This window comes from Streptomyces sp. NPDC001443, from assembly GCF_053597355.1.
In genome coordinates this window covers 105,816-114,804 of record NZ_JBSFIA010000036.1, presented here as the reverse complement: position 1 = coordinate 114,804, position 8,989 = coordinate 105,816, and the positions used below count along the sequence as shown (strand labels likewise).

7 protein-coding genes are annotated in these 8,989 nt (G+C 70.6%); 6 read left to right on the top strand and 1 reads right to left on the bottom strand.

Annotated elements, in window-relative coordinates; genetic code table 11:
* Positions 1–186: 186 nt before the first annotated feature.
* Positions 187–687, bottom strand: coding sequence for a transcriptional regulator BldD (bldD, locus tag ACWC24_RS31100; protein ID WP_152893850.1), 501 nt, complete (start codon positions 685–687; stop codon positions 187–189).
* 252 nt (positions 688–939) lie between these two features.
* Between bldD and pyrR the strand changes: the two genes are divergently transcribed.
* The 6 genes from pyrR to carB all read left to right on the top strand — a co-directional run bounded on the left by pyrR (position 940) and on the right by carB (position 8,917).
* Complete coding sequence (pyrR, locus tag ACWC24_RS31095) at positions 940–1,509, top strand: bifunctional pyr operon transcriptional regulator/uracil phosphoribosyltransferase PyrR (protein WP_450666214.1); 570 nt, start codon at positions 940–942, stop codon at positions 1,507–1,509.
* 124 nt (positions 1,510–1,633) lie between these two features.
* Positions 1,634–2,620 (top strand): aspartate carbamoyltransferase catalytic subunit, encoded by a 987-nt coding sequence (locus tag ACWC24_RS31090; RefSeq protein ID WP_450666213.1) that lies wholly within the window; start codon positions 1,634–1,636, stop codon positions 2,618–2,620.
* Between the two features lie 4 nt (positions 2,621–2,624).
* Positions 2,625–3,911 (top strand): dihydroorotase, encoded by a 1,287-nt coding sequence (locus ACWC24_RS31085; protein WP_450666212.1) that lies wholly within the window; start codon positions 2,625–2,627, stop codon positions 3,909–3,911.
* Positions 3,908–4,477 carry a PH-like domain-containing protein gene (locus ACWC24_RS31080; RefSeq protein ID WP_450666211.1) on the top strand — a complete coding sequence of 190 codons (570 nt, stop codon included), beginning with the start codon at positions 3,908–3,910 and terminating at the stop codon, positions 4,475–4,477. Before ACWC24_RS31085 ends, ACWC24_RS31080 begins: the two co-directional genes overlap by 4 nt.
* On the top strand, positions 4,474–5,616 hold the full coding sequence (gene carA, locus ACWC24_RS31075) for a glutamine-hydrolyzing carbamoyl-phosphate synthase small subunit (protein WP_450666210.1): 1,143 nt from the start codon (positions 4,474–4,476) through the stop codon (positions 5,614–5,616). The genes ACWC24_RS31080 and carA overlap by 4 nt, the downstream gene beginning before the upstream one ends.
* Entirely contained in the window at positions 5,609–8,917 is a 3,309-nt protein-coding gene (carB, locus tag ACWC24_RS31070) for a carbamoyl-phosphate synthase large subunit (RefSeq protein WP_450666209.1), read from the top strand. Before carA ends, carB begins: the two co-directional genes overlap by 8 nt.
* Positions 8,918–8,989 lie beyond the last annotated feature (72 nt).

Here is an 8,989-nt window from a genome sequence, read left to right as displayed (position 1 = left end):
CTGCTTTGGGGGGTCCCCCCTTGGCCTCCCGTCGGTCCCCCGATCTCGCGGTCGCGGGCCCTCCGGCATGCAAGGGGTCCAGTGGGACCCATGAGGCTCATGAGGCCCGCAGAAAGCCGCCGGGGTGGCCGGAACGGTGAAGTTCCGGCCACCCCGGCGGCACGTTTCTGCTGAGACGGCTCTTGCTCAGTTGTCCTCGTGGGCGACCGCGCGCCGCGCGTCCGCGTCCAGGACACCCCAGTTGATCAGCTGTTCGGTGAGCACCGAGGGCGACTGGTCGTAGATGACGGCGAGGGTGCGCAGGTCGTCCTGGCGGATCGAGAGCACCTTGCCGTTGTAGTCACCGCGCTGCGACTGGATCGTGGCCGCGTACCGCTGGAGCGGGCCGGCCTTCTCGACCGGCACGTGGGCCAGGCGCTCCAGGTCGAGCACCAGCTTCGGCGGCGGCTCGGCGGCGCCGCCAGGGGTGGTGCCCGGAAGCAGCTCCTGTACGGGAACGCCGTAGAAATCCGCCAGTTCGGCAAGACGCTGTACGGTCACGGCACGGTCACCGCGCTCGTACGAACCGACCACGACCGCCTTCCAGCGTCCCTGGGACTTCTCCTCGACACCGTGGAGGGAAAGGCCCTGCTGGGTGCGGATGGCCCGGAGCTTGGCCCCGAGCTGTTTGGCGTATTCGCTGGACATATGGCTCCCCGGCACTGGGTCGACGCGGCTGGCGTTGGTTCCCGCCACGCAGTTGGTAACTCACTGTGAGGTTACGCAGCGTGATTCTCCTGCGTCAAGCCGAATGGTCCACACCGACGCTTCCGGGAACGCGGCGATCGATTGCGCCAAGGGGGTGATCAGGACGGTCGTGTCGGCCTGCTAACGTGGATGGCGCAATCCCGACGTCCTTTAAGGTCCGTCCCGTGAGGCGGAGAAGGAGGTCCGTTTCGTATGGACACATCATTTCCCGATGCGCGGCCCGTTCTCGAGGGCCCGGACATCGCGCGGGTGCTGACCCGCATCGCCCACGAGATCGTCGAGCGCGCCAAGGGAGCCGACGACGTGGTGCTCCTCGGCATCCCGACCCGGGGCGTCTTCCTCGCCCGGCGGCTCGCCGACAAGCTGGCGGAGATCACCGACCGCAAGATCCCGGTCGGCTCGCTCGACATCACGATGTACCGCGACGACCTGCGTATGCACCCGCCGCGTGCGCTGGCCCGCACCGAGATCCCCGGTGACGGGATCGACGGCCGCCTCGTCGTCCTCGTCGACGACGTGCTCTTCTCCGGCCGCACGATCCGCGCCGCCCTCGACGCCCTGAACGACATCGGGCGCCCCCGCGCGGTCCAGCTCGCGGTCCTCGTCGACCGCGGCCACCGCGAGCTGCCCATCCGCGCCGACTACGTCGGCAAGAACCTCCCCACGTCGCTGCGGGAGACGGTCAAGGTCCAGCTCGCCGAGGAGGACGGTCGCGACACCGTGCTGCTCGGCGCGAAGCGGACCGTCCCGGACGAGCAGTAGTCACACGGGGGCGTACGTCGGCGACGTACGCCCTGCCCGTGTGCCCGCGCACGCCCGCCGCGCCGCTCCGGGGGACACCCCCGGACCCGCCTCCCCGCCTGAACTGCCTTACGGAGCCTGAAAGATGCAGCGTCATCTCATCTCGGCCGCCGACCTCACCCGCGACGACGCCGTCCTGATCCTCGACACCGCCGAGGAGATGGCCCGGGTGGCCGACCGGCCGATCAAGAAGCTGCCGACCCTGCGCGGCCGCACGATCGTCAACCTCTTCTTCGAGGACTCGACCCGCACCCGGATCTCCTTCGAAGCCGCCGAGAAGCGCCTCTCGGCGGACGTCATCAACTTCACCGCCAAGGGGTCGAGCGTCTCCAAGGGCGAGTCCCTGAAGGACACCGCGCAGACCCTGGAGGCCATGGGCGTCGACGCCGTGGTCATCCGGCACGGTGCCTCCGGCGCCCCGTACCGCCTGGCCACCTCCGGCTGGATCGACGCCGCCGTGATCAACGCGGGCGACGGCACCCACCAGCACCCCACGCAGGCCCTGCTGGACGCGTTCACCATGCGCCGCCGGCTCGTCGGCCGCGACGCCGGGATCGGCCAGGACCTGGCCGGCAAGCGGATCACCCTCGTCGGCGACGTCCTGCACAGCCGGGTCGCCCGCTCCAACGTCGACCTGCTGCACACCCTCGGCGCCGAGGTCACCCTGGTCGCCCCGCCCACCCTGGTGCCGGTCGGCGTGGAGACCTGGCCCTGCGAGGTCTCCTACGACCTCGACGCCGTGCTGCCCAAGTCCGACGCCGTGATGATGCTGCGCGTGCAGCGCGAGCGCATGAATGCCGCCTTCTTCCCGACCGAGCGCGAGTACTCACGGCGCTACGGCCTCGACGGCGAGCGCATGGCGAAGATGCCCGAGCACGCGATCGTGATGCACCCCGGCCCGATGGTCCGCGGCATGGAGATCACCGCCGAGGTCGCCGACTCCGAGCGCTGCACGGTCGTCGAGCAGGTCGCCAACGGCGTCTCCATCCGCATGGCGGTCCTCTACCTGCTGCTCGGCGGCAACGAGCCCGCCGGCACCCAAGCCCGCACCACCGCCACCGAGGAGAAGTAAGACGATGAGCAAGATCCTGATCCGTGGTGCGAAGGTGCTCGGCGGCGAGCCCCAGGACGTGCTGATCGACGGCGCGACGATCGCCGCCGTGGGCACCGGACTCTACGCCGAGGGCGCCGAGGTCGTCGAGGCCGACGGCAAGGTCCTGCTGCCGGGCCTGGTCGATCTGCACACCCATCTGCGCGAGCCGGGCCGCGAGGACTCCGAGACCGTCCTGACCGGCACCCGCGCCGCCGCCTCCGGCGGCTACACCGCCGTGTTCGCCATGGCCAACACCTTCCCGGTCGCCGACACCGCCGGTGTGGTCGAGCAGGTCTACCGGCTCGGCCAGGAGCACGGCTACTGCGACGTGCAGCCCATCGGGGCCGTCACCGTCGGCCTGGAGGGCAGGAAGCTCGCCGAGCTCGGCGCCATGCACGAGTCCGCCGCCGGCGTCACCGTCTTCTCCGACGACGGCAAGTGCGTCGACGACGCCGTGATCATGCGCCGCGCCCTGGAGTACGTGAAGGCCTTCGGCGGCGTCGTCGCCCAGCACGCCCAGGAGCCCCGGCTCACCGAGGGCGCCCAGATGAACGAGGGCGTCGTCTCCGCCGAACTCGGCCTGGGCGGCTGGCCCGCGGTGGCCGAGGAGTCGATCATCGCCCGGGACGTCCTGCTGGCCGAGCACGTCGGCTCCCGCGTCCACATCTGCCACCTGTCGACCGCCGGCTCCGTCGAGATCGTCCGCTGGGCCAAGTCCCGCGGCATCGACGTCACCGCCGAGGTCACCCCGCACCACCTGCTCCTCACCGACGAGCTGGTGCGCTCGTACAACCCGGTCTACAAGGTCAACCCGCCGCTGCGCACCGAGCGGGACGTGCACGCCCTGCGCGAGGCGCTCGCCGACGGCACGATCGACATCGTCGCCACCGACCACGCCCCGCACCCGCACGAGGACAAGGACTGCGAGTGGGCCGCGGCCGCCATGGGCATGGTCGGCCTGGAGACCGCCCTGTCGGTGGTCCAGGAGACGATGGTCGACACCGGGCTGCTCGACTGGGCGGGCGTCGCCGACCGGATGTCGGTCAGGCCGGCGCAGATCGGACAGGCCTCCGGCCATGGACGACCTGTCTCGGCAGGTGAGCCCGCGAACCTCGTCCTGGTGGACACGCAATACCGTGGACCGGTGGACCCCGCGCGCTTCGCCTCGCGCAGCCGCAACACTCCCTACGAGGGCCGCGAGCTGCCGGGCCGTGTCACGCACACGTGGCTGCGGGGCAAGGCCACCCTCGTCGACGGGAAGCTCACGTGACACCTGTAATCCTGCTGGCCGCCGAGAAGAGATCGGCCGAGGTCACCGACTGGGCTGCCCGCATCGGCTGGCTCGTCGGACTCGCGCTCTTCGTCGCGCTCGTCTACTGGCTGATGCGCGAGGGCTGGAAGTGGCGCGGCACCCTCCAGGGCGACCTGCCCGAGCTGCCCACCGCGCCGGACGAGCCCGGTCCGGTGAGACTGGGCATGAGCGGCCGCTACCACGGCTCCACCACCGCCGGGCAGTGGCTGGACCGCATCGTGGCGCGCGGCCTGGGCACCCGCAGCCGGGCCGAGCTCACGCTGACCGACGCGGGCCTGGACGTCGTACGCCCCGGCGCGGACGACTTCTTCGTCCCGCGCCAGGCGCTGCGCGAGGCCCGGCTCGACAAGGGCATCGCCGGCAAGGTGCTCACCGAGGGCGGCCTGCTGGTCGTGACCTGGGCCCACGGCGACCGGCTGATCGACTCCGGGTTCCGCTCCGACCGGGCGGCCGAACACAACGAGTGGGTCGACACCATCAACGCGATGATCGAAAAGACGGAAACGACGGAAGGCGCACGATGACCACCTCCACCAGGGGAGCCGCCAAAACTCCCGCCGTACTCGTCCTGGAGGACGGCCGGGTCTTCCGCGGCCGCGCCTACGGGGCCGTGGGGGAGACCTTCGGCGAAGCGGTGTTCTCCACCGGCATGACCGGCTACCAGGAGACCCTCACCGACCCGTCGTACGACCGGCAGATCGTCGTCGCCACCGCCCCACAGATCGGCAACACCGGCTGGAACGACGAGGACGACGAGTCCAGCCGCATCTGGGTCTCCGGCTACGTCGTCCGCGACCCCGCGCGCGTGCCCTCCAACTGGCGCGCCGAGCGTTCGCTGGACGAGGAACTGGTGGCGCAGGGCGTCGTCGGCATCTCCGGCATCGACACCCGCGCCCTCACCCGCCACCTGCGCGAGCGCGGCTCCATGCGCTCCGGCATCTTCTCCGGCGAGGCGATCGCCACCGACGCCGAACTCGTCACCCGTGTGCAGGCCCAGCCGCACATGAAGGGCGCGAGCCTGTACGAGGAGGTCGCCACCAAGGAGGCCTACGTCGTCCCGGCGGTCGGCGAGAAGAAGTTCACCGTCGCCGCCGTCGACCTCGGCATCAAGGGCATGACCCCGCACCGCATGGCCGAGCGCGGCATCGAGGTGCACGTGCTGCCCGCCACCGCGACCGAGGACGAGATCTACGCCGTCGCCCCCGACGGTGTGTTCTTCTCCAACGGCCCCGGCGACCCGGCGACCGCCGACGGCCCCGTCGCGCTGATGACGGCCGTCCTGAAGCGGAAGACGCCCCTGTTCGGCATCTGCTTCGGCAACCAGATCCTCGGCCGCGCCCTCGGCTTCGGCACCTACAAGCTGAAGTACGGCCACCGCGGCATCAACCAGCCGGTGCAGGACCGTACGACCGGCAAGGTCGAGGTCACCGCGCACAACCACGGCTTCGCCGTCGACGCGCCGCTCGACCGGGTCAGCGAGACGCCCTTCGGCCGCGCCGAGGTCTCCCACGTGTGCCTCAACGACGACGTCGTGGAAGGACTGCACCTGCTCGACCAGCCGGCCTTCTCCGTCCAGTACCACCCCGAAGCGGCGGCGGGACCGCACGACGCCGCCTACCTGTTCGACCGCTTTGTATCTCTGATGGAGGGCCAGCGTGCCTAAGCGCACCGATATCCAGTCCGTCCTGGTCATCGGCTCCGGCCCGATCGTCATCGGCCAGGCCGCCGAGTTCGACTACTCCGGCACCCAGGCGTGCCGCGTCCTGCGCGCCGAGGGCCTGCGGGTCATCCTCGTCAACTCCAACCCGGCGACGATCATGACCGACCCGGAGATCGCCGACGCCACCTACGTGGAGCCGATCACCCCCGAGTTCGTCGAGAAGATCATCGCCAAGGAGCGCCCCGACGTCCTGCTGCCGACCCTCGGCGGCCAGACGGCCCTCAACACCGCGATCTCGATGCACGAGCAGGGCGTGCTCGCGAAGTACGGCGTCGAGCTCATCGGCGCCAACGTCGAGGCCATCAACAAGGGCGAGGACCGCGACCTCTTCAAGGGTGTCGTCGAGGCCGTGCGCGAGAAGATCGGCCACGGCGAGTCCGCCCGGTCCGTCATCTGCCACTCCATGGACGACGTCCTCGCCGGCGTCGACACGCTCGGCGGCTACCCGGTCGTCGTCCGCCCCTCCTTCACCATGGGCGGCGCCGGCTCCGGCTTCGCCCACGACGAGGAGGAGCTGCGCCGCATCGCCGGCCAGGGCCTCACGCTCTCCCCGACCACCGAGGTGCTCCTGGAGGAGTCCATCCTCGGCTGGAAGGAGTACGAGCTGGAGCTGATGCGCGACAAGAACGACAACGTCGTGGTCGTCTGCTCCATCGAGAACTTCGACCCGATGGGCGTCCACACCGGCGACTCCATCACCGTCGCCCCGGCCATGACGCTCACCGACCGCGAGTACCAGCGGCTGCGCGACATCGGCATCGCGATCATCCGCGAGGTCGGCGTCGACACCGGCGGCTGCAACATCCAGTTCGCGGTCAACCCCGACGACGGCCGCATCATCGTCATCGAGATGAACCCGCGCGTCTCGCGGTCCTCGGCCCTCGCCTCCAAGGCGACCGGCTTCCCCATCGCCAAGATCGCGGCCAAGCTCGCCGTCGGCTACACGCTCGACGAGATCCCGAACGACATCACCGAGAAGACCCCGGCCTCCTTCGAGCCGACCCTCGACTACGTCGTCGTCAAGGCCCCGCGCTTCGCCTTCGAGAAGTTCCCCTCGGCCGACTCCACCCTCACCACCACCATGAAGTCGGTCGGCGAGGCCATGGCCATCGGCCGCAACTTCACCGAGGCCCTCCAGAAGGCGCTGCGCTCGCTGGAGAAGAAGGGCAGCCAGTTCACCTTCGTCGGCGAGCCCGGCGACAAGGACGAGCTGCTGCGCGCGTCGGTGCGGCCCACCGACGGCCGGATCAACACGGTCATGCAGGCCGTCCGCGCGGGCGCCACGCCCGAGGAGGTCTTCGAGCACACGAAGATCGATCCCTGGTTCGTCGACCAGCTCTTCCTGATCAAGGAGACCGCCGACGAGCTCGCCGCGGCCGAGCGCCTGGACGTCGACCTGCTGGCCGAGGCCAAGCGGCACGGCTTCTCCGACCAGCAGATCGGCGAGATCCGCGGGCTGCGCGAGGACGTCGTGCGCGAGGTGCGGCACGCGCTGGGCATCCGCCCGGTGTACAAGACCGTCGACACCTGCGCCGCCGAGTTCGCCGCGAAGACGCCGTACTTCTACTCCTCCTACGACGAGGAGAGCGAGGTCGCGCCCCGCGAGAAGCCCGCGGTGATCATCCTGGGCTCCGGCCCGAACCGCATCGGCCAGGGCATCGAGTTCGACTACTCCTGCGTCCACGCCTCCTTCGCGCTGAGCGACGCGGGCTACGAGACCGTGATGGTCAACTGCAACCCGGAGACCGTCTCCACCGACTACGACACCTCCGACCGGCTGTACTTCGAGCCGCTCACCCTGGAGGACGTGCTGGAGATCGTGCACGCCGAGTCGCTGGCCGGTCCGATCGCGGGCGTCGTGGTCCAGCTCGGCGGCCAGACCCCGCTGGGCCTGGCGCAGGCCCTCAAGGACAACGGCGTGCCGGTCGTGGGCACCTCCCCCGAGGCCATCCACGCGGCCGAGGACCGGGGCGCCTTCGGGCGCGTGCTCGCCGAGGCCGGCCTGCCGGCCCCCAAGCACGGCACCGCCACCACCTTCGACGAGGCCAAGGCCATCGCCGACGAGATCGGCTACCCGGTCCTGGTGCGCCCGTCGTACGTCCTGGGCGGCCGCGGCATGGAGATCGTCTACGACGAGACCCGGCTGTCGTCCTACATCGCCGAGTCGACCGAGATCAGCCCCACCCGGCCGGTCCTGGTCGACCGTTTCCTCGACGACGCGATCGAGATCGACGTCGACGCCCTCTACGACGGCCACGAGCTCTACCTCGGCGGTGTCATGGAGCACATCGAGGAGGCCGGCATCCACTCCGGCGACTCGGCGTGCGCCCTGCCGCCGATCACCCTGGGCGGCTTCGACATCAAGCGCCTGCGCGCCTCCACCGAGGCCATCGCGCGCGGGGTGGGCGTCCGCGGACTGATCAACATCCAGTTCGCGATGGCGGGCGACATCCTCTACGTCCTGGAGGCCAACCCGCGCGCCTCGCGCACCGTCCCCTTCACCTCGAAGGCGACCGCGGTGCCGCTGGCCAAGGCCGCCGCGCGGATCTCGCTGGGCGCCACCGTCGCCGAGCTGCGCGCCGAGGGGCTGCTGCCGGCCACCGGCGACGGCGGCGAGCTGCCGCTGGACGCGCCGATCTCCGTCAAGGAGGCCGTGATGCCGTGGAGCCGCTTCCGGGACACCTCCGGCCGCGGTGTGGACACCGTCCTCGGCCCGGAGATGCGCTCCACCGGCGAGGTCATGGGCATCGACTCCGTCTTCGGCACGGCGTACGCCAAGTCGCAGTCGGGCGCGTACGGGCCGCTGCCCACCAAGGGCCGCGCGTTCATCTCGGTCGCCAACCGCGACAAGCGTTCGATGATCTTCCCGGCGCGCGAGCTGGTCGCCCACGGCTTCGAGCTGCTCGCCACCTCCGGCACGGCCGAGGTCCTCAAGCGCAACGGCCTCAACGCCACCGTGGTGCGCAAGCAGTCCGAGGGCACCGGACCGAACGGCGAGCGCACCATCGTCCAGCTCATCCACGACGGCGAGGTCGACCTCATCGTCAACACCCCGTACGGCACCGGCGGCCGCCTCGACGGCTACGAGATCCGTACGGCCGCCGTCGCCCGGGCCGTGCCGTGCCTGACGACGGTCCAGGCGCTCGCCGCCGCCGTCCAGGGCATCGACGCGCTCAACCACGGCGACGTGGGCGTCCGCTCGCTCCAGGAGCACGCGCAGCGCCTGACCGCGGCGCGCGACTAGCGGCCCCGAGGGGGACACCGGAAACGGTGTCCCCCTCTTCATGACGGCCCCCACGTCTCAACGACGGCCCCC